16 protein-coding genes are annotated in these 22,448 nt (G+C 56.3%); 13 read left to right on the forward strand and 3 right to left on the reverse strand.

Annotated features, from left to right (window positions below):
* The first annotated feature begins 62 nt into the window (after positions 1-62).
* The 6 genes from MNODULE_RS04660 (at position 63) to MNODULE_RS04685 (ending at position 15,178) form a co-directional block, all read left to right on the forward strand.
* Positions 63-1,352, forward strand: a complete 1,290-nt coding sequence (locus MNODULE_RS04660; RefSeq protein ID WP_168058295.1) for a sigma-54 interaction domain-containing protein — start codon at positions 63-65, stop codon at positions 1,350-1,352.
* Between the two features lie 505 nt (positions 1,353-1,857).
* Positions 1,858-6,672, forward strand: coding sequence for a multicopper oxidase domain-containing protein (locus MNODULE_RS04665; protein WP_168058296.1), 4,815 nt, complete (start codon positions 1,858-1,860; stop codon positions 6,670-6,672).
* Between the two features lie 109 nt (positions 6,673-6,781).
* Entirely contained in the window at positions 6,782-7,957 is a 1,176-nt protein-coding gene (locus tag MNODULE_RS04670; RefSeq protein WP_168058297.1) for an outer membrane protein assembly factor BamB family protein, read from the forward strand.
* A 336-nt stretch (positions 7,958-8,293) separates the two neighbouring features.
* Positions 8,294-13,231, forward strand: coding sequence for a multicopper oxidase domain-containing protein (locus MNODULE_RS04675; RefSeq protein ID WP_168058298.1), 4,938 nt, complete (start codon positions 8,294-8,296; stop codon positions 13,229-13,231).
* A gap of 89 nt (positions 13,232-13,320) precedes the next feature.
* Positions 13,321-14,259, forward strand: coding sequence for a carboxypeptidase-like regulatory domain-containing protein (locus tag MNODULE_RS04680; RefSeq protein WP_238339334.1), 939 nt, complete (start codon positions 13,321-13,323; stop codon positions 14,257-14,259).
* Between the two features lie 70 nt (positions 14,260-14,329).
* Positions 14,330-15,178, forward strand: coding sequence for a carboxypeptidase-like regulatory domain-containing protein (locus MNODULE_RS04685; protein WP_168058300.1), 849 nt, complete (start codon positions 14,330-14,332; stop codon positions 15,176-15,178).
* On the opposite strand, the gene MNODULE_RS04690 is transcribed toward MNODULE_RS04685, so the two are convergent.
* Complete coding sequence (locus tag MNODULE_RS04690; RefSeq protein WP_168058301.1) at positions 15,175-15,738, reverse strand: hypothetical protein; 564 nt, start codon at positions 15,736-15,738, stop codon at positions 15,175-15,177. The genes MNODULE_RS04685 and MNODULE_RS04690 overlap by 4 nt on opposite strands.
* 237 nt (positions 15,739-15,975) lie before the next feature.
* Here MNODULE_RS04690 and MNODULE_RS04695 point away from each other — a divergent pair, with 237 nt between their 5' ends.
* A complete protein-coding gene (locus tag MNODULE_RS04695) occupies positions 15,976-16,296 on the forward strand; it encodes a hypothetical protein (RefSeq protein ID WP_168058302.1) in 321 nt (106 codons plus the stop codon).
* A 60-nt stretch (positions 16,297-16,356) separates the two neighbouring features.
* On the opposite strand, the gene MNODULE_RS04700 is transcribed toward MNODULE_RS04695, so the two are convergent.
* Together MNODULE_RS04700 and MNODULE_RS04705 are read right to left on the reverse strand one after the other, a co-directional pair.
* Positions 16,357-17,424 (reverse strand): leucine-rich repeat domain-containing protein, encoded by a 1,068-nt coding sequence (locus tag MNODULE_RS04700; RefSeq protein ID WP_168058303.1) that lies wholly within the window; start codon positions 17,422-17,424, stop codon positions 16,357-16,359.
* 332 nt (positions 17,425-17,756) lie between these two features.
* On the reverse strand, positions 17,757-18,416 hold the full coding sequence (locus MNODULE_RS04705) for a hypothetical protein (protein WP_168058304.1): 660 nt from the start codon (positions 18,414-18,416) through the stop codon (positions 17,757-17,759).
* A 272-nt stretch (positions 18,417-18,688) separates the two neighbouring features.
* Here MNODULE_RS04705 and MNODULE_RS25005 point away from each other — a divergent pair, with 272 nt between their 5' ends.
* The 6 genes from MNODULE_RS25005 to MNODULE_RS04735 all read left to right on the forward strand — a co-directional run bounded on the left by MNODULE_RS25005 (position 18,689) and on the right by MNODULE_RS04735 (position 22,418).
* Entirely contained in the window at positions 18,689-18,970 is a 282-nt protein-coding gene (locus tag MNODULE_RS25005; protein WP_168058305.1) for a DUF507 family protein, read from the forward strand.
* 4 nt (positions 18,971-18,974) lie between these two features.
* The gene (locus MNODULE_RS25010) at positions 18,975-19,250 is read left to right on the forward strand and encodes a DUF507 family protein (RefSeq protein ID WP_168058306.1); all 276 of its coding nucleotides are present in this window, start codon (positions 18,975-18,977) and stop codon (positions 19,248-19,250) included.
* Positions 19,251-19,601 (forward strand): hypothetical protein, encoded by a 351-nt coding sequence (locus MNODULE_RS04720; protein WP_168058307.1) that lies wholly within the window; start codon positions 19,251-19,253, stop codon positions 19,599-19,601. It begins immediately after the preceding gene.
* Positions 19,602-19,849: 248 nt separating this feature from the next.
* Complete coding sequence (locus MNODULE_RS04725) at positions 19,850-20,038, forward strand: hypothetical protein (RefSeq protein WP_168058308.1); 189 nt, start codon at positions 19,850-19,852, stop codon at positions 20,036-20,038.
* On the forward strand, positions 20,029-21,033 hold the full coding sequence (locus MNODULE_RS04730; RefSeq protein ID WP_202882111.1) for a cation diffusion facilitator family transporter: 1,005 nt from the start codon (positions 20,029-20,031) through the stop codon (positions 21,031-21,033). Before MNODULE_RS04725 ends, MNODULE_RS04730 begins: the two co-directional genes overlap by 10 nt.
* A 104-nt stretch (positions 21,034-21,137) precedes the next feature.
* Complete coding sequence (locus tag MNODULE_RS04735) at positions 21,138-22,418, forward strand: Glu/Leu/Phe/Val family dehydrogenase (RefSeq protein ID WP_168058309.1); 1,281 nt, start codon at positions 21,138-21,140, stop codon at positions 22,416-22,418.
* The last annotated feature ends 30 nt before the right edge of the window (positions 22,419-22,448 follow it).

Here is a 22,448-nt window from a genome sequence, read left to right on the forward strand (position 1 = left end):
CACCGATGGACCGTTTCAATAAGATAATCAAACTTCTTGGCATCAGCAAAGAGTGGAGGCTCGTGACCGAGTCGAATCATCAAGAAAAGTGCGCTCCTGTTCCTTCGGAAAGGGAAGGGTGTTCCGTCGGTGAGAGCGGCTCCGCCGCCCCCCCGATCTCCGCCGAACAGTGTGCGGTCCCTCGTGATGGAAACGGCGTCCGGACGCGGGTCGAAGAGAGAGGCCGCTCGAAGGGGCATCCGATAGAAGAGACGGAAGAGGGGACCGCGCTTGAAGAGCGGCTCCGCGCCTATCCCATTTTTGATCGAGACGGAAAGGTGGCCCGGGTCATCGAGGTCGTTCGGGATGTCCCGATCGAGGAAGCCCCCTCCGCCATAGATCGAGCGGAGGCCCCCCCCTCTTTTTGCGGGATGATCGGGGGGAGCCGGAAGATGAAGGCCCTTTTTGAGACGATTCAAAGGGTCGCCCCGAGCAATGCCACGATCCTCCTCTACGGCGAGAGCGGCACCGGCAAAGAGCTGGTCGCCAAAGCGATCCACGAGAAGAGCCTAAGACGCCATGCCCCCTTCATCGCCATCGACTGCGGCGCCCTTCCCGAGACGTTGCTGGAGAGCGAGCTCTTCGGCCATGTCAAAGGGGCTTTCACCGGCGCGATCCAGAATAAAAAAGGGCTCTTCGAGGAAGCCCAAGGGGGGACTCTCTTCCTCGACGAGATCGGCGACGCCAGCCTGGTCTTTCAGTCGAAGCTCCTTCGGGTGCTGCAAGAAGGAGAGGCGCGGCCGGTGGGAGGAACGCGGAGCATCAAGGTGAACGTGCGGGTGGTGGCCGCCACGAACAAGCCGCTGAAGGAGGCGATCGCCAAAAAGAGCTTTCGAGAAGATCTCTACTACCGGCTGGCGGTGATGCCGATGGTGATCCCCCCCTTACGGGAGCGGCCCGAAGACATCCCCTTGCTGGCCCGGCATTTCATCGAGAAATATTCCGTCGCCGACGGAAGATCGCCCCTGCGCCTATCGAAGGAAGCGATTGCGGTGTTGACGAAATTTCCTTGGCACGGGAATGTGCGGGAGCTGGAGAATGTCATCGAGCGCGGCATCCTCGTCTCCCTCGATTCCGAAATCCTTCCCGAAGCATTCATGATCGGAGAGGGGGCCGATTTATCGGGGACATCCCCCTTTGCCGCCCACTCTTCGAGCATGGAAGAGGCGCTTGCAAAGGTCGAGCGGGAGCAGATCATGTATGCCCTCGAAAAACATAACGGTAATAAATCGCTCTCCGCCCGCTTTTTAGGTATCTCCCGCGCCAGTCTTTATAACAAGATCAAGCAATATCGGATCGGAACCCGCCTCTAACCCTCTTGTCTTTCTCAAAGCGTTTAACCTAAGTTTTAATCACTGCGATCCGTCTGTTTCCAATCAGATTATTTTAAATCGGCGGCGAATTTTCAACCGGTCTGCTCGTCCTGTTTCCGCCGAGCGAGTGAATAAATTTCTAGTCAACTGTCTAAAATATTGACACACCGGCTGCGATCCAATCCCGGTCTCATTCCGCGTTTTCATAAAAAATCCCAGTCTTTTTCGGTTTTCTTCTGCGTCAATTTTTTGGCATCGCTCTTGCTCTGTAGCGAACCGCCATTGTCGCTTGCCGTGAAATGGAAAGTGTCAATACTTTTATTCACGGAGTGAGGATCACCAACCTCAGTTTAGAACCGATGGTTGAGACGCTTTCAAGCGTATCTCTGGCGAGGGGATATCGCTGAGCGCTCAATCGAGGAAATGAGAACCACATCATCACCTGTCATCGGATACGATCATTTCAGGAAGAACATTAGATAAGAGAATGATGAGGAGAAGCGGAATGAAGAAGTCAGAAGGAAGCTTCTGGGGGGGATTTTTTGCATTTTTGGCGTTGTTTTTGTTCCAGAGCGGAGTATTAAACGCGGAAGGAACACATCAACACGATCATGACATGCAGGAAATGAGAATGCCGGAGCGGGGTCAAGGCAGCCCGGTTCCCGCCGGGGCCGTCCGCCAGGACGCCGGCGCGCAGATGTTGAACAAACTGACCGAGAAGCTCGATCACGAAATCACCCGGGCCGGCGGAAATCTCGGCGGATTCACGAACGCCTCGCAGGCCCACACGATGTCGCAGGGGATTCCCCTCCAGATCGCGAATGAAGAAGCGGTCACCCCGGGGGGGCGCTGCCCGAGCAATGTCCCGGTGAAAACCTTCGACATCTCCGCGATCAACGCGGAGATCACGATCAGCCGCTTTATGGATTTTTATCCCGGCTACCTCTATGTTTTGACCGAGGACCTGGAAAAGGTCCGCGCGGAAGAGGCCAAAAACAAAGCGGCCCGCGAGAGCAAAGATCCGTTTCCCGATGCGGCCGTTTCCGTCGGGCTTCAGGGCGATCTGATTCAGCCGCTGGTCATCCGCGCCAACGCCGGCGACTGTGTCCGGATCACGCTGCGCAACCAGACTGAGAACGATGAGCCGGTCAGCCTCCACATCCACGGCTCCAGCATGATTGTGAAGGCGACCGGTGAGGCGGCCACCATGGCGAACAAGGATTCGATGGTCGCGCCGGGCAATACGCAAGATTTTGAATGGTATATCCCCGGCGATCAGCCCGACTCGTCGCATCACTTCCATAGCCACGCGACCCGCGATCAATGGTCGCTCGGGATGTTCGGCGCCCTGGTGGTCGAGCCGCGGGGTTCGCGTTATCTGAATCCCTGGACCGGCAAAGAGATGAAAAGCGGCTGGATGGCGATGATCGAAGACCCGAACGGTCCCGACTTCCGCGAGTTCGCCATCTTCTATCATGAGATCGGGGACGAGGTTTTCCGGATCCTGGACCGCAACGGACAGATGCTGGCTCAGCGCGACTCCTTCACCGACACCTATCGGCCCGGCGGGCGGGGACTGAATCTCCGGAGCGAGCCGCACGGAACGCGGCTGGCGATGCAGGACAAGGCGCACCACGTCCACGATGAGTCGATGGGGTACGGCTCCTACACCTTCGGCGACCCCGCCACCACGGTGCCTCGTTCTTATCTGGGCGATCCGACCAAATATCGGATGATGGGAGGATCGGAAGTCATTCATTCCCATCATCTCCACGGCGGCAGCGACCGATGGCCCCGCTCGCCCGGCGCCGTCACTGCAGGGGAGTTTAATTTCGCGGCGACCGCCGGCGGGACCGGCCCGGTCAAATTCCCGCCGGTCCGGACCAGTTCCGAGCGGCTCGACGTGCAAGCGATCGGCGCCGCCGAATCGTACGATCAGGTGATCGAATGCGGCTCCGGCGGCTGCGCCTACGGCGCGGGCGATTACACCTTCCACTGTCATATTCCGCAGCACTATGTCACCGGAATGTGGGGCTTCTGGCGCGTCTACAACACCCTTCAGGTGGCCGGCTCTCAAGACGACATCATGCCGCCGCTGGCCGAGCTTCCAGATCGGAAGGGAAAAATGAAACCGGCGGTCGATTCCTCCAAACTCATCGGAAAGACGGTCGATTGGTTCGGCGGGCAGAAATTCAAGATCACCGCCGACAAGAGCAACTGGAAGGCGAATCCGCCCGAAGTGTCGATCAAAGAGTGGGTCGACATGATGCTTCCCGCCCAAGGAAAACCGGGGGGGACCGACGACGAGCACAAGCAGGTCGTCTCCATGGATGCGACGGTGCTCGATTGGGTCTGGGACGGAAATGTCGCCCTGTCGGAACCGGAGACGAAGCAGGTGTGGGTGAACTATAAGAGTCCCACGCCGGGGAAGCGGTTCGCGCTTCGGTTCGATCCGCTCACCGGGAAACTCTCGATTCCCTATTTAAGGCCGCATATGGGGAAACGGGTCCCTTTTTCGCCCGAACACAACCCGGCGCCGTTCTTCGAGCCGATCCGCCGGATGGCGGGTGAAACAGAACCGGCCACTCCCGGAGAGCAGGGGCCGTGGAGCCTCTGTCCCGGAAGAGCGCCTCGGAAATACTACACCATCAACGGGATCACCCTTCCGATCACGCTGAAGCCGGCGACGAAGAAAACGCCGGCGATCGTCGACCCCGACGGTTTGCTCTTCGTGTTGGAAGAGGAAGAAGCGGAGGTCCGCAAAAATGACGACAAAAAAGTGCCGCTGGCGATTCGCGCCAATGTGTACGATTGTGTCGACGTCATCTACAAGAGCAAAATGAAGGATGACGACCGGACCGTTCATTCCAATAAGACGAACATCCATCCTCATTTCTTCCAGTTCGACATCACCGCGTCGGACGGGGTGATCATCGGCTTCAACTATGAACAGTCGGTTCGGCCTTTCACCATCTTGAAGCCGGAAGACAAGTCGAAGCCGAATTACGGACTGCCGGTTCCTCAGAACACCACGTTGACCAAAGCGGCGAAAGCAGGCGATACCTCGATTGAAATCGCTTCCGCCGTTCGCAAAATCGACGTGCATGACATCAAGTTCGATACCCCGATGTTCCACCCGGGAATCACCATCGGACTTTCTCTCGACGGCGTCGGCGAGTTCGAGGCGGTCAAAATCAAAGAGATCAAAGGAACCACGGTTATCCTGACCGAGCCTCTCAAGGGAAATCATAAAAAGGGCTCGATCGCCAGCCCCGAGTTCGTTCGTTATCGGTGGTATCCCGACGTCGATCTCGGCCTGGTCTTCTGGCACGATCATGTCTTCGGCCTCGACGGCTGGGGCCATGGGCTCTTCGGATCGACGATCGTCGAGCCGGCCGGGTCGACCTATCACGATCCGGTGACCGGAAAAGAGATCCGGAGCGGGATTGTGGCGGACATTCGCACCACCGATCCGGTTTCTCATCAGGTCTCGGGTAGCTTCCGGGAAGTGGTGATGCAGATCATGGATTCCAACCCGAGAACGGCCGAGTTGATCACGGCCGACAATCCGATGGCGGGACGTCCTTCCGTGGATGGAACGCCGTCTGCGAAGTATCCGGAACGGCTGAACAAGTCGGCGATGACCTTCCTCAATGGAGGCGAGGCGACCACCGGCGGTGGTTTTGGGTTGCGGGTGGAGCCCCTTTCGGTGCGGCTGGCCAACAACCCCGATCCTTCTCAGCTCTTCTCCAGCAAGGTCCATGGCGATCCGGCGACTCCGATGATGAAGGCCTATCTCGGGGACCCGATCGTCTTCCGCGTCATTCAGGGAGCGGCGAATGAGGCCCACACCTGGCATGTCAGCGGCCACTATTTCCCGATGGAGCGCTTCAATCCCGGTTCGCTGCCGCGCACCACATTCCACATCGCCATCGCGGAGCGGCTCGATATGGTGATTCCGGCCGCCGGCGGACCGCAACGGATGGCGGGGGACTACCTCTACTATTCCGGGCGGGCCTCTCACTTCTCCGGCGGATCGTGGGGACTGATCCGGGTATTGGATAAGCCGGACAAGAGCCTCCAGCCGTTGCCGTCGCGGGAAGAGATCCCCGCCCCGGCAAAGGAGCTTTGCCCCGCGGATGCGCCGGTGAAGAACTTCAACGTCTCTGCCATCGACTACGCCATGCGCTTTAATCCCGGCATGCCGGAAGTCATGGAAGTCGATCTCGGCCGGCGAGTGAACACCGCCAACGAACAAGGAAAGGCTTATGTCCTTGATGACGAGGTGACCAAGGTCAAGAGCGGGAATCTCAAGCCGATGCCGCTGACCGTTCGGGTCAACGTCGGGGATTGCATCAAGATCAAGCTGACCAACCGGATGGCCAAAGAGCGGGCGGGGCTGCATATCGACGGGCTCGCTTTCGATCCGAAAGACTCCACCGGGGCGAACGTCGGAAACAACCCCGGCGATCAGACGGTGGCCCCCGGCAAGAGCCGAACGTACACCTACTACGCCCACCCCGAATATGGCGAAAACGCCGCCATGATTCAGGACTGGGGGAACGTCATCGACAATCCTCGAAACGGTCTCTACGGCGCCGTGATCATCGGGCCGAGAGGGTCGAAGTATCGTGACCCGATAACCGGAGAGGATATCACCCTGAAGAATTCCTGGCAGGCCGATGTGGTCGTCGACCGGAGCATTCCGGGGAACGAGAACAAGAAAAACTACCGGGAGTTCTCGCTGATGTTCCAGGACGAAGACCAGCTCATGGGAACCAGCTTCATGCCGTATGCCCAGAAGGTCGCCGGACTGACCGGCGTCAACTACCGTGCGGAGCCGAAGGACTGGTATCTGGACAACGGGACCTGCGACGTCGGAATGATTTTCCAATGCGTCGCCGAGAGTAAGAGCGGTCCGATCACGCCGGTTCTGCAGGCCCATGCCGGGGATCCGGTTCTCATCCATGTCTTCGGCGGATTCAGCGAGCAGGTCGGAGTCTTCGCCCTGGATGGTCATGAATGGCCCGCCGATGTTTTCAAAGGGGCGCATCTGCACAGCTCCTTCGAATTCGGCGGAAGCTCCTATCTCCGTGTCGATCTTCGAGGGGGCGCCGGCGGACCGCATCAGCTGGCGGGTGATTACGTCTATATGAATCACCGGGCCGCCTACATCGATGCGGGACAATGGGGCTTCCTCAAAGTGCTTCCGAAGGGGGACAAAAAGATCCTTGCCTTATCGCCGACCGATCCCGGCTTCCGATTCGCGGGACAGGAGGGAAGCGCTCGGCCGATCTCCGTAGAAGGGAAGGCTGAGTAAGCATTCTCTGAAATAAAATGCAAGACAGGTAGAGGGACTTTCGAGTCCCTCTACTTGTTTTTGCGCCGGAGCGTTTCTTGGTCTTTATCAATATCGTTGGAGAGAATTCATGGTGAGCAAAGAGCGCCTTTTTCAGATAAGCGGAGAAAAGCGTTGGCGTCGTTCCCAATGGGGAAAATGCAGGTCGATCTTCGCGACGCTCTTCTTCGTCAGCCTGGTTCTCGGAATGTTATCTCCTCTTTTTTCCCCGCTTCCCGGCAGTATCGGCCTCGGCTATGCCGCCAAAAGCGCCGGTCCGGTAAAATGGATCTACACGACCGGAAACACGATCTACTCCCGCCCGGCGATCGGATCGGATGAGTCGATCTATATCAGTTCTGCGGATACGTATCTTCATGCGATCGATGCCAGCGGAAAATTGCGCTGGAAACAAAAGATCGGGCCTCTGAAGCATGTCAATTTTATGAGATCGACTCCGGTCATCGCCGCGGATGGGACCATTTATGTCGGATCAACCGATTACCATCTCTACGCGGTGACCTCCAAAGGCGAATTGAAATGGCGTTACAAAACGGGAAGGGAGGTTCAATCCTCTCCGACCCTGGGGGGAGACGGAACGGTCTACTTCGGATCGGAAGACGGTTATTTTTATGCGGTTGATCTTCGCGGACAATTAAAGTGGCGGTATGAGATCGGCGGCTCCGTTCAATCCGATCCGGTCGTAGGGGATGACGGCGTCATTTATCTCGGTTCGGAGGGGGGATTCCTCTATGCCTTACAACCGGATGGGGCGCTAAAATGGCGCTTTAGAGCGGAGAGCCGCATCGCTTCACCGGCCCTCGGACTGGATGGGACGATTTATGCCGGATCGACGGACGGCTCTGTTTATCACATCTCCAAAGACGGAAAAGCGTTATGGCGATATCGAACGGCACAGCCGATTTCGGCGGCCCCTACGGTCGGTCCGGACGGCGTCGTTTACGTCGGATCGTCCGATGGCCCGCTCTATGCCCTTGAGCCGAACGGAACGCTGAAATGGCAGGTTCAGGTTAAAAGCATCATCAATTCCACCCCCGGAATCGGTCCGGATGGAAAGATCTACATCGGATCGAATGACGGGTTCCTCTACGGATTCAGCCCGGAGGGGAAACGGGTCTGGCAGTTTCGCCCCGGACATGCCGCCTCTTCGATCCCCGCCATCGCAAAAGACGGCACGATCTATGTCGGTTCGCACGAAGGAGATCTCTACGCCCTGCGCGGGGAGCCGCCGCAACAACATTTTTAAAGAGGACCCCTTTCTTCTTCCTGTTCTACGGTTTCGGTTCCTTTCATCTCTTCAGAATCAGTTCATTCCTTTGATTGACACCTCCCAGGAAGATCTATCTTTTTGGCTGATTTCAAGTGTAAAAAAAGTAGACAGAAGTAAAAAATGCTTGACACGTCATAACGTGCATGCTAGATTCACGACACATTTTGGCCGATTATTGTCACTACCAGCCACGACATCCAAATCTAAGTGTTGATGATTACCACACATCGAAGGACAAGATCTTTTCAGAGCAATCCATTTCTTGCAACCAGTCCGATTTACAAAAATAACAAAGGTAGAAGGAGAGACACCATGAATACTGCAAGGCGGAACGTCTTCACAATATTCTTCGCTCTCTTGTTGGTTCTGTCGGGAAGGGAAGGGGGTTTTGCCGGCGGGGCCGACCATGACCATTCCCATGCTCCGGAATCTCAGGCGGCATCGACCAATTGGGAAGAGAAATTCAAAGCCCAGCTCGTTCGGGAAGATCAGGCCGAAGGGCGCGCCGGCCATGCAGATCGCGTCGACGCGGCAATGAACAAATTGATGAATGAAATCTCCAAGGGAGCGGGGGGGCATTCCAATCACGGCGGGGAGACCGGTCCCTTCAGCGGCATGGCGATGATGCAGCAGATGGATCAGAGCTTCTTCCTCGGCCCGACCGGAGTGAGCGAAAGCGTCACCTCGGGCGGTCGTTGTCCGAAGAACGCGCCGGTGAAGGAGTATGACATCTCGGCGATCAATGTGGAGATCACGCTGAATCAGTGGCTCGATTTTCACCCCGGCTACATGTACGTCCTCACGGAAAATGAAGCGAAGGTCCGTGAAGAAGAGAAGAAGAATGCGGAGGCCCGCGAGAAAGCGGGTTACGATCCGGGTGCCGTCACGACCGGTCTTCAGACCGATATGATTCAGCCGCTGAATATCCGCGGAAATCAGGGGGATTGCATCGTCTTTACGCTGCGGAACAAGCTGGACGGCGAAGATGTCAGCATGCACATCCACGGCTCCAGCACGATCGTGAGGGCGAGTGGAAAAGCGGCGACCATCGCCAACCCCGAATCGACGGTAAAGCCGGAAGAGAGCCAGACGTTCGAGTGGTATATCCGTCCCGACGAGCAGGAAGGGGCGCATACCTTCCACAGCCACGTAGGGCGCGAGCAGTCGAGCCTCGGCATGATCGGAACCTTCATCGTCGAGCCGATGGGGTCGAAATACCTCGATCCGATCACCGGAAAAGAGAGCAAGAGCGGCTGGCAGATGATGATCGTCACCGACAAGAAGGTGCGGCCGACCTCGAAAGATTTCCGGGAGTTCGTTCTGATTTACCATGAGATCGGGGACGAATCGTTCCGGCCTTTGAACCGGCAGGGAGAGATGATCCCGCAGCGCGATCCGAACACCGACGCCTATCGTCCTTCCGCCCGCGCGATGAACTACCGCAGCGAGCCGTTCGGCGTCAACAACCTGGCGCTTCAAGAGAAATATTTCCATTTTGAAGACGAGTCGCTTGGATACAGCTCCTACACCTTTGCCGATGCCCCGACGACCATTCCACGATCTTATCTCGGGGATCCGGCCAAATTCCGCCTGGTCCACGGCGGCGGCGAAGTGTTCCACTCGCATCATCCGCACGGCGGCACCATCCGCTGGCTGCGTCAGCCGAAGGCCGACGGCAAGGGTGAATTTCTTTTGACGGCGGCTGAGAACGGCCCGGTGAAATTTCCCGAGATCCGTACCACCTCCGACCGGGTCGATGTTCAGGTGATCGGCCCGTCTGAAGTGCTCGATCTTCAGACCGAGTGCGGCTCCGGCCTCTGTCAGCAGCTGGCGGGGGATTTCCTCTTCCACTGCCATGTGGCCCATCACTATGTCGCCGGGATGTGGGGATACTGGCGGGTCTATAACACGCTGCAGTCGGGCAACTATCCCTTTGCAAGCACCGATATCATGCCGCCGCTGCAAGAGCTTCCAGATCGGAAAGGCCGGATCAAACCGGCGGTCACTTCCGACAAGCTCGTCGGCAAGACGATGGACTGGTACGACAAGAAATGGAATGTTACTTCCAATAAATCGGATTGGAGCAAGCCGATTCCCGATGTCTCAATCAAGGACTGGGTCACGATGATGCTCCCGCCCGCCGGCCAGCCGGGACACACCTCGGACGAGAAGGGGCAGATCATGGCCTATGACGCCACCGTCTGGGATTGGGTTTGGGAAGGAAATAAGGCGATGGGTGAGCCGGAAGTAACCGGCAAGTTCGATTGGCCGAAATATAAATCTCCGATGCCCGGCAAGCGTCCGCCGATCCTCTTCGATGCGGCGACCGGGAAGCTCGCTTGGCCGCACTTCAAGCCGCACTTCGGAAAACGGGTGCCGTTTGCCCGTCATCATGGACCGGCCCCCTGGTTGGAGCCGATCCATATGGATAAAGAGAATGGTTCACTCCCCTCCGATCCGGGCGGGAAAAATGTGGCCGGGATGGAGACGACACAGCCGCCCAGGCCGGGAGAGCAGGGCCGTTGGAGCCTCTGTCCCGAGAACGCGGGCCGCAAACAGTACACGATCCATTTCATCGAAACTCCGATTCAGTTGACCAAGGGGCTCGGCAAGCAAAAGCCGGTCGTTGATCCGAAAGGCCTCCTGTATGTCCTCCATGAGGATGAAAAGGAGATCCGGGCGAACCCGGCGAGTGATAAGACGATCCCATTGGTCTATCGGGCCAGTGTTTACGATTGCGTCGATGTGATCTTGAAGAGCGAGTGGGAGGATAACGACACCACCAATTTCCAGATGTCGAAGATCAACATCCACATCCACTTCATCCAGTTCGACAACCAGGCATCGGACGGCGTGATCACCGGAATGTCTTATGATCAGTCTGTCCGCCCCTTTACGCAAATGGGGAAGAAGAAGCAAAAAGGGCTTCCTGCGCCGATGAATGCGGTGATCACGGAAGATGTGAAGGCAGGCGCCAAATCCATCAAAATCAAGATGGGAGAAGGGGCGACCCCCTTTCATGTGGGGACCGATTTGATGATCGGGATGGATGAGGTGAATACCTCGGAAATCCGCTGGATCAAAGATATCAAAGGAGATACCGTTACCTTTACCGAGCCGCTGACGCATGCGCACAAAAAAGGTGAAATTGCCTCGGTCGAGTGGGTGCGGTACCGCTATTGGGTTGATGCCGACAGCGGGACGGTCTTCTGGCACGACCATGCCTTCGGGGCCACGACTTGGCCGCACGGCGGGGTCGGCGCCATGATCGTCGAGCCGCCCGGCTCAACCTATCACGATCCGGTGACCGGAAAAGAGATCCGGAGCGGTCCGGTGGCCGATATTCGTTCCACCGAGCCGATCGGCTACGGAGTCAACGGCAGCTTTAGAGAGCTCGTCGTGATGCCGCATGACACCGTTCCCTACACCGCCCAGGTGGTTGTTGAAGGGAACCCGCCCGGTCAGAGCATTCAGGTCGCGATCGATGCGGGGCAGACCCTCTCCTTCCAGATGCCGTATGATCTGGATCTGGTCGCGGTGCCGATGCTGAATGGGGGGACCCACACCACCGGAGGGGGGTTCAACTTCCGCTCTGAATCGGTGGCGCGTCGATTGAAAATGAATCCCGATCCAACCTTGATCTTCTCGAGCAAGACGCATCAAGATCCGAGCACCCCGCTCCTGCGGGCGTATCTGGGAGACACCATTACGGTTCGGCTCCTTCATACGCTGATGAACGAGACGCATACCTGGAAGGTGGCGGGACATGCCTTCCGGACGGAGCGGTTCGCGGAGCATTCCGACTTTAGAAATGCGCACCATGTCGGGATCGCCGAGCGTTACGATCTGGTCTTTAAGGCGGGCGGCCCTCAGCAGATGGCGGGCGATTATCTTCACTACAACGGCCGGGCCTCTCATCTCTCTGAAGGGAGCTGGGGGATCATCCGGGTGTTGGACAAAGAGGTGAAAGACCTTCAGAAACTCCCCGGAACGGGGGAGATTCCTCAGTCGGCCAAATCGCTTTGTCCGTCGGACGCGCCGGTGAAGACCTTTAACGTCATCGCGGCCGACCGGGCTTTGAAATTCAATACCAAGGCGGGCGATTCCATTGAAGTCGACTTCGACCGCAAGCTGTTGATCGCCAACCCCAAGGGGAAGATCTTCATGCTCGAAGGGGAGAAGCGCAAAGTGGCCGACGGCGATTTCCAGCCGATGCCGCTCGTTCTGCGGGTGAATTCAGGCGACTGTATCAAGGTCAACCTGAAGAACGAAATGAAGGGGAGCAAGGCGTCGTTTAGTTCCGACATGCTCTCGTTCGACCCCAGAGATTCTCAAGGGGTGAACGTCGGCAACAACCCGGGCGATCAGACCGTCGCCCCCGGCAAGAGCAAGACCTACACCTTCTACGCGCATCCTCAGTATGGCGAGTTTGCTTCGCTGGTATGGGACTGGGGGAATTTCATCAACAACGTTCGGGACGGTCTCTTTGGTGCCATCATTGTCGGTCCGAAGGGAGCGAAGTACCGCGACCCGATGAACGGCGAGGATGTCTCGATGAAAAACGCCTGGGCGGCCGATGTAATCCTCGATCGCTCGCTTCCTGAAAGCAACGGCCGCTCCGACTATCGCGATGTCGCCCTCTTCTTCCAGGACGAGGACAACATTATCGGAACGTCGTTCATGCCCTATATCCAGCAGATCGGCGGATTGACCGGCGTGAACTACCGTGCCGAGCCGTGGATGTATCGGGAAGAGAACGGGTGTGAGCCGGGCAACATGTTCACCCCCTGTGTGGCAGACGAGACCGCTCCGGAAACACCGACGGTCATGGCGCATGCAGGCGATCCGGTTCGGATCCATGTATTCGGGGCATTCAGCGAGCAGAACCAGATCTTCAGCATCGAAGGACATGAGTGGCCCTTCAAACCGAACATGGAGGGGGCCGATATGCTCAGTAGCCTTCAATTCGGGGGCGGCGAGTACCTCGACGTCTATCTCAAGGAAGGGGCGGGCGGTCCGTTCGCTCTTCCCGGCGACTATGTCTGGCAGAACCATCGGATGCCGTATGCGGCGGCCGGACAGTGGGGCTATCTGAGAGCGCTTCCAAAGGGCGATCGGAGAATCCTTCCGTTGAACGGCGCTGCGGCGCCGGGCGGAAAGACCGCCGAGGCGCCGGTAGAAGAGGCGCCGGAAACGGTCTCGGAATTGAGAGAAAAGGGACCCGGTCCGGTGTCGATGCTGCATAAGTAACCAAAGCATTGTTCTTTACAAAACGGGGCAGGGGGGTCTCACTACCCCTGCCCCGTTTTGCTATTTTTCAGAGGAGAAATGCCGTGAAGATGTCAATGTGTTTTCGCGTTGGATTGGTGATCATTGGAATGATTGGTGGAATGATCGGTTTCTTCGATCGTCCCAATGCATTCGGATATAAAGAGATGGAGGTGAAGAACGGGGGAACCGTCAGCGGGAAGATTGTATTGAAAGGTCCCGTTCCGGAACCGCGTATTTTCCCCTTGGTCCTTTATCCGTTCGGACCCTTCTGTAAAAAAATCTCGGATGGTGAAGGGAATGTCCGGCTCAAGGAGTTCATCGTCGGCAAAGGAGGCGCGCTGGGAGACGCCGTGGTGGCGGTGAAAGAGGTAAAGAAGGGGAAGCCTTTTCAGAAGATCGAGGCCGATTTCGTCGCGGTCGACTGCATGTTTCATCCGGCCGAGGTTCCCGACGAGGAGCAATATTCGGTGAAGGAGGGGAAACTCCACCATGAGCATCCGAACGTAACCGTTCTGGTGAACCACAAACCGATCTCGATGATCAATAAAGATCCGATCATTCACAACATCCAGGTTTTTCAAAACGAGAAAGGAAATATTATTCTCAACACCCCTCTTCCCGTTTCGACCGAGCCGCGCGGCGGGGTTCTCCATTTCGCCCCCGGAAAGCGGATCTCTCAGATGATCTGCGGGATGCACGAGTTCATGCAGAGCTGGGGTTTCGTAGTAGATAACCCCTACTACACCAAGACCAAAAAAGACGGTTTATTCAACATCGATCAACTTCCTCCGGGAACGTATCAAATTACCGCATGGCATCCCCACTTCGATATTATCGAGAAGGAAATTACCGTTCCCGCAAATGGAAAAGTCGAAATTAATTTTGAGTTCGACGCCACGACGGTCGAGCGGGCGCTTTACGAAACCCAGCACCAGCGTCGAATCAGTCCGGCCACGCCGCATGATCACATGCTCGGTCCGAAGGACGATCGAATTATCATCGATTAGCAGAATCGATTCATCATACATATGAGGGCTCATCATGTTGTTGAAGGTCTCACTTCGGAGAGTGACGAGAATGGGAAGGATCATCAGTTTGTTGGCCTTCTGGTCCTTGATCGGTGCGTCGGCCGGATGGGGATATGAGGAAGGACCGGTCACCGACGGAGGTGTTCTGGAAGGAAAGGTCGTCCTGAATGGAACGCCCCCTCCCGCGCGGATCTTTCATCTGATCTTCTCGCCGAACATCGATTTCTGCGGGAGGATTTCCGACGGAAAAGGAAACCGGCTGCTGAAGGAATTCGAAGTCGCTCCGGATGGAGGTCTCAAAAATACGGTGGTTGCGGTGGTCGGCGTGCAGCGGGGGAAGCCCTTCAACTATACTCCGGAAGTCACGATCGAAGACTGCCGAATCGCCCCTTGGGTGACCCCGGTTCGCAACGGCCATCCGTTCCGAATGGTGAACAAAGACCCGATCGCGCACGACGTTCAGGGCTACACGTTGAAGGACGAATACACCTTCGCGATGTTCAACAAACCGCTGACTCCTGAGACGATCGCATCAAAGACGGTAAAGCTTCGCAACGGCCACTACCTTTTTCGAACGCAATGCGGTGTGCATGATTTTATGCAGTCGTGGGGGCTGGCGGTGGGAAATCCCTATTTTGCGGTGACCGGGCAGGATGGACGTTTTACGATTCCAGATCTTCCGCCAGGAGAGTACGATGTCATCGCCTGGCACCCGCATGTGAAGATCCGGGCGGGCCGGATCAAGATCGAACCGAATGGGAAATCGGAATTAAACTTTGCATTCGATGCTGCGGAGGTCGATATCCCTATTCATGATCTTCAGACGCAGTTTCGGATGGACACGGCCCTCCAGCCGCATCATCTTGTTCCGCCGGCGGTCGAGCTTCAGCAGTATTAATCGGTATATTTCGGAAGTTGAACGTCCTCACCCGTCAGATGACGGTAGAGATTGTGAAATTCCTCCGTGCTGAGTTCCGGATTCAAGAGTTTCTCCACATCTTCCGGGGCGACCGGGATCTGCGAGCTTTCGTCGAAAGCGGATGAGCCGATGACGATGTGGTCAGGGAAATAGCGGAACTCCGGAAGAAGGTACTTGATCCCCCGGTTGTAGGTGATTGCCAATCGCATCGCGACACGGGCGACCGGCGCCGGGATGTTCTTTCCAATGGCGATGTTCTCCGGCGGGTTTCCCAATCGGAAAAACTGGGGCCGGATTCGACTGATGGAGAGCGCCTCCAACTCTTGTTTAATCTTATCAATATCACTCTTCCGTTCCCGCGCTAAGAAAAGTTCTACCAAAATTTTCCGGTTTTCTTCCTGCCCCTCTTTCGTATCCACATGGATGACACGGTCTTCTTCCGCGGCTTCGGCTGCCCCGGTCATCAGGTAAAATGCATTTATGCTAAAGCAGACGAGCCATGCTAAGAGAAGTCTTAGGAAGAGGTTCGATTTTTGCATTAAATCCTCCCAGGAAATATTGTATAATAGTTGATATAGCGTTCATGTCCCGCGATGGGCGGGATTATATCAAAAACTATTTTATTTGAAAAGGATCGCCCGATGCGTCAAACATGTCGATGTTATTTCATGGGGATAGCAAAAAGACGATATATCCCGATCTTTTTGGCTAGCCTGTTTCTCTCCTTTTCCCCCATATCCCTTCTGGTGGCCCAGCCGACTGCCAAGGAGCTTCCCATGCTGGTGACCCTGAACGACCTCAAGACAGAGCCGAGCCAATATGATGGTCACCGGATTGTGGTGACCGGCCGGGTGCAATCGATCGAGGTTCAGCAGGGTCGCCGAGGCAGCGAATATGTGATGCTCGTTCTGGAAGAGGAATCGCCGAACCCGAGCAGTACCAGGCCAACGATTAAGGTCGTCAGCTTCACCCTTCCCACGATACAACGAGGGCATCATGCTCTTGTTCAGGGAACCTATCATGTGGAAGGGAAACAGGCAGGTCGTCCTTTCGAGCATTTTATCGATGCCGAGGTCATTCTCAAAGAAAAGCTGTAGGCAGTGATCGAGGGAAAAACTCCTTGTATCGACCGTCCTCGTTACTTGGGATCGTTACGGCTATTTCAAAGTGACCTTACAATCAGGCAGCGCTTGCCGCAGTCTCGCCAGGCCGACGGGACTGACGGAAGTGTCTTTGAGATCGAGCTCTCTCAAGGTCGATAAAGCGCTCAAATGAGCCAGCCCCGCATCCGTGATCCCCGTTCCCGGAAGATAAAGCCACTTCAGATTCCTTAATTTTCGAAGAGAGGCCAAACCGGTGTCGCTGATCCGGGTTCCTCCCAAATAGAGCCATTCCAGGGTTTGCAGCTCTTTTAGATGGCTGAGTCCCTCGTCGGTGACCCGGGTTGCGGCCAGGGCGATCCGCTGCAGTTCGGGAAGTTCACGAAGCTGCGCCAACCCCGCGTCGCTGATTTTGGTGCAGCCGAGAAACAGCCCTTGGAGCGCGGTATGCTCCCGCAAGAAGGCCATCCCCTTATCTCCGACCTCTGTTCCTCCCAAAGAAAGCCGCCGTAAGCTCCGCATTTCTTGAAGGTGCGCCAGCCCGGAGCAGGTCACCTGTGTCATCCCGAGATCAAGCTCTTGGAGAGAGGTGAATTCCCGGAGGTGCTTCAGCCCGGCGTTATCGATTGGGGTTTCCCAGAGGCCGAGTTCGATCAGAAGTTTAAGATGACGTAAGTGGACGAATCCTTCCCCGGTGACGGCGGTACTCTTCAACTCCAGCTCATTGAGCCCGGTCAAACCGCGAAGATGAGACAAATCCGCATCGGTGATCTTCGCATATTCAAGGCGAAGGCTTTGCAGATCGTTCTGTTTTAGGCCGGTCAGCGGCGACAGATCGACAGGCGCCCCGTCTCCCGAGGCGACCTTCAATCGAAGCGCTTTATCGGCGGGGAGAAAAACATCCCCGGAGGCGGGGCCAATTTCTTCCCAGGCGTCTTCGGAGCGGTTATTCCGGTCCTTTTGAAAAAGGATTCCAAGGGTGCGATCGGGGGGAAATCGAACCGTCCGATGCTTCGGATGGAAAAAGAGAGCCAGCCCTCGATGGAAGATCCCGGAAATTCCGGTTCTTTTTCCGTCGCGGTTTTCGGGGTGTTTATCTTGTTCCCGATCCTGGGCTCGGCTCATTGCTCCTTCTCGCGGCGCGTTTGTGTCCAACCTTGTCCGGCCCGCTTCCTTATTCAATCGAATTTGCCTATCGCGGTTTGGAACGGAGTTTGACGGTCCACTTGTGTCAGCATGATAAAGCCTCTCTTCGTGGTATGGGGGTGTTGAACAACCCTCCCGATCGAATCGGTGCCAATCGGAAACGATACTAAAAGCACCGTGAAACATCAAGCAAAATTCATTGTAAATCGATTCTAGAGTGACCCTGGTTCGGAGGGTTCGAGGAGGGGGTCCGAAATCCCCTGTTCCGATCCGGACCCCCAGTTGTGATTCTATTCTGGAAATGCTTGCGGTTACGAGGGTTTGTGGGCATCCATCACGCGGTTTTGTTCGTCGATCTCAAGTACGACTTCGGTCCCGGGCATCACCCCAGTGAGTTTGCTGATCGCCGGATTCTTCAGCTGAAATGATTTCGATTGACCCTCTGCCGTTTTGATGGTCACTTTTCTCTCCATCGCATTAAAAGATTCCAGTGTTCCGGTAATCGAGCGGTGTTTCTCCGGAGAAAAGCCCCCCTTTCCGTCATCGGCGCCATTTTGGTTTCCTTCAGCCACTTGTGCTTCTTTATGGATGTCTGCGATTTCATTCCCTTCATCCAGTTCCAGCGTGACGCGGTCTCCGGGCTTCAATCCTTTCAGGCCTTCCTTTTTAGCATCTTTGACGCCAAACTTGCGAACGGTTCCCTCTTCGGTCTTCAAAGAGATCATGCCGTCTTCAACCCGATCAATCTCCCCTGTAACTCTCCGATGGAACTCATCTGTGGCGCTCTCGCCCGCTTCATCGCTTTGACCGGCGGGAGGCTTGCCCTTGCTCCGGTCGGCGGGGGTGTCGATCATCTCTTCGTTGGCAGGGGTATCGATCATCGGCCCTCCATCGAGGAGATCGCCGGTATAAGCCGTCCTGACCGTTAATGACAGAAGAATAAGTGTTGCGTAAAGCATCTTTCGATTCATCTTGTGCTCCTTCATGAGAGGATTTTTTGTTTCTCACCCTCCCCCTCTTCAATGCTCAAGTTCTCTGGGTATCTGCCAGACCCGCCCACATCATCGAGGTGGGATACTTTCGTTAAGCATTGCCTCTTTATTTTAGTATAGCCAATCAGGGAGTGCCGTAACAAGGGTAGGGGCCATGCGCCTGCGGATAGGTCGTTGAGAGCACCCGTTCCCGCGATACAAGGCGACCGGCGCTTGTTGACACCCCCCACCCCTTTTGTTATTCTACCGAAATGAAACTTGCCAAAGAACGGGTTGCCTCTCTCTCCAAGATATTGGTGGAGACCCTTCTCAAAGAAGGGCTGATCGCCTCCTCTTCCAAAAAAGAGCTCTTAATCGGAAAGATCGAGTCGGTGATCCTGGACGATCTCCAGGTCGAAGACCGCCTGAATGCCGAGGTAAGGGAGATTTTGAAGGGTTACGAGAAGGAGATCGATCAGGGGAACGTCGATTATCAAAAGATGTTTCAGATGATCAAAAAACAGCTGATCAAAGAGAGAAACTTGGTGGTATAACGATATGGCCCTCAGCGAAGAAAAGATCAGCCACCTCTCTCACCTCGTTCTTCAGGCATTGGAAAAAGATCCCTCCGTCGAGCGGAAGGTGGAGAAGGAGTTGATCCTCCGGCAGATCAAGCGGACCCTCCTTTCGGAATTGAATCTCGATGTGCAGATCGACGAGCTGGTTCGGCAGAAGCTCTCCTCTTATTCGCGCAGGATCGTCGAAGGAAGCCCGGAATGGGACATCCTCTATCAAAAGACGTTTAACGAGGAAATGAAAAAAAGGAGGAAGTAATTGCAGAAGTGCGCAACCGCCGTCGTTTTATTTTTTGTTTTGTTCCTCTCGGTGGGGGTCGCTGAGGCCGCCGACGGAAAAGATATCATCAGCAGAAACCAGATCCTACGTGAACATCACCGCCTCCTGCATCAAATGTTGATGGCGATGAAAGATCAAGCCGAGGTGACCGAGCGGCTCCTTTCCGGGCAGGCAACCGCCGCCCAGAGAAAAACGATGAGAAAAAGAATGGTCGACACGGCCGCGGAGCTCGACGGAATGGTCAAGAAGCACGACGCGCTGATGAAGTCGTTTGAGGAGATGATCCAGAAACGTGAGAACCCCGAGCCGCCCCCGGAGGAAGCCCCGTAACATGATGAGACGGACCCTCTTAAGTTCCGGCACGTCGACCGGCGTCCCCGCGATTGGCGGCCCCTGCCCGGTCTGCCTTTTTTCCCATCCCCGAATAAACGAACGCGCTCTTCCCTCCGAGTTGAATATCAAGACCGCTCGATTCTCATCGATACCAATGGAAGAGACCGAGGCGCCGGCTTCCCGCTTTGCCGAGGGCCGCGGCTAGGGGAACGTTTCGGTTTATGTTATACTCAGGAGCGAGGAGCATGTCCGACTCCAACAAGGGAAAATGGTCTGGGGATATCCTGATCGCCCAGCTTCTATTGGGTATCCTGATTTATGTTGTTTTTAGCCTCTATCCAACCCAGCCTAAAATCGCGCTCATCATCGTCTATGTTCTGCTCCTCGGAATTTTCTTTTTTTCTTGGAGAGGTTTAAAAAAACTGTGGAAGTAGATTTCCGATCGATCGTCACGGGGCATCATCACGAAAGCGAGGATCAGGAGACCTATCATCCTTGCCAAAATAGCTGCGGCCTCGACCTGGGGCATCCGCACAATCCCCAGGTCCAACCGATTTCATTCTCGTCGGTCTGGTCCGGGGAGCGGAAAAGGCTCCTGTCGGCGATTCTCCTCACCGGCGGGGTGATGATTGTGGAGGTCATCGGAGGATTGATGACCAACAGCTTGGCCCTTCTCTCCGACGCCGGCCATATGTTGACCCATCTCCTTGCGCTCTCGATCAGCTTCGTCGCGATGATCTTTTCGGCCAGACCCCCCACCTCCAAAAAGACGTTCGGTTTTTACCGCCTTGAAATCTTGGCGGCGCTGCTGAACAGTTTCCTTCTCTTGTTGGTGACCCTTTGGATCTTCTACGAAGCGTATCAACGCTTTTACGACCCGGTTCCGGTAGCCACGGTGGAGATGATACTCATCGCCACGATCGGTTTGGTGACCAACCTGGTCACCGCCGCCCTGCTGAGCCGATCGATGAAGCGGAGCCTCAATGTAAAGTCGGCCTATCTGCACATGATCGGGGACACCCTCTCTTCCGTCGGGGTGGTGGCGGCGGCCGGGGTTATTTATTTTACCCAATGGTGGTTCGTCGATCCTCTCGTGGGGGTGTTTCTCTCGTTCGTCATCCTCTACTGGGCGTTTCGCCTCATGATGGATTCGATCGATATTCTCCTGGAGGCGACGCCGAAGGGGATCGATCCGGTTCATGTCGTCGAGGCGGTGAAGGTGCTGGAGGAAGTCCGCGATGTCCATGATGTCCATGTCTGGACGCTGACCTCCGGCATGTATGCCTTGTCGGCGCACGTGGCGGTGGAGGACATGCCGCTGAAAGAGACGACGCATCTGCTGAAGAAGATCAATTTTCTCCTCTGTCAACGCTTCAAGATCGGCCACGCCGCCATTCAACTCGAAATTGCCGGGGCCGCCCGAAAGTAGTCCGGGGTGCGGATTTCGAAATAGGAATAAAGTAGAGACGTCCCGCCGGGGCGTCTCTACCAACGATTGGGGCCGCATTCCGCCGTCGAAAAGGAGATCCTTTCATGTCCGAGAACGAGAATCGGGAGTGGCTCGGCGAGCTCGACCATCCGGAATACAAACTCGCGCTCGCCCAGTTTGAGCGGGCCGCCGCGCGTCTGAACCTCGACCCGAACCTTTGCGAACGGTTTAAAAGCCCGCAACGGACGTTGACCGTCAGTATTCCGATCCGGCGCGACGACGGCCATGTCGAGGTCTTCCGCGGTTATCGTGTTCAGCACGATTCGGCGCTGGGGCCCTTCAAGGGAGGGATCCGTTATCACCCCTCCGTCACCCTCGGCGAGACGGCGGCGCTGGCGATGCGGATGACCTGGAAATGCGCTCTCGCCGGTCTTCCCTACGGCGGGGCCAAGGGGGGGGTCCGATGCGATCCGAAGATCCTCTCGCGCAACGAGTTGCAGCGGCTGACCCGGCGCTATACCGCGGAGATTTTCCCGATCATCGGGCCCGATCAGGATATTCCGGCCCCCGACGTGGGAACCAACGAGCAGGTGATGGCCTGGATCATGGACACCTATAGCCAGTTCAAGGGGTATTCCGTCGCGGAGGTGGTCACGGGAAAGCCGATCAGCATCGGCGGCTCGCTCGGCCGGGAAGAGGCGACCGGCCGCGGCCTTTTCGTAACGATCCTTGAAGCGATGCGTCATCTCAATCTTCCCGTCACCAGCAGCACGGCGATCATTCAAGGGTTCGGCAATGTCGGCCGGCACACGGCGCGAATGCTCTCGGCCCACGGCGTTCAGGTGATCGGCGTCTCCGACTCGAAGGGGGCGATTTACGATCCGAGGGGGCTTGATCTGGCAAGGCTCCTCCCGTATAAAGAGCAAACGGAAAGTGTGGTCGGTTTTCCGGGGGCCGATCCGATCTCTCCGGAGGATCTATTGGAGCAGCCGTGCACGGTCCTGATTCCGGCGGCGTTGGCGGGGGCGATCCACATCAAGAATGCCGGTCGGCTTCGGTGCCGCATCCTGGCGGAAGGGGCGAACGGTCCGACCAATCTGGATGCCGATGTTTTACTGAACGACCGGGGGATTTTTATCCTTCCCGATATTTTGGCCAATGCGGGGGGGGTGATCGTTTCTTACTTTGAATGGGTGCAGGATCTGCAGAACTATTTTTGGAATGAGAAGGAAATTCAGAATCGGCTCGCCGAGATCATCACCGAGGCGTTTCAGCGGGTCCTCGCGCGGTCGCTCTCGGAGAAGGTCGATATGCGGTTGGCCGCGATGATGACCGGGATCGAGAAGATCGCCAGCGCCCACCTGCTGCGCGGGTTATATCCGTAGAATGAAATGTAGGGGCAGACCTGCGTGTCT

The sequence above is a fragment of the Candidatus Manganitrophus noduliformans genome (genome assembly GCF_012184425.1).
Lineage (GTDB): Bacteria > Nitrospirota > Nitrospiria > SBBL01 > Manganitrophaceae > Manganitrophus > Manganitrophus noduliformans.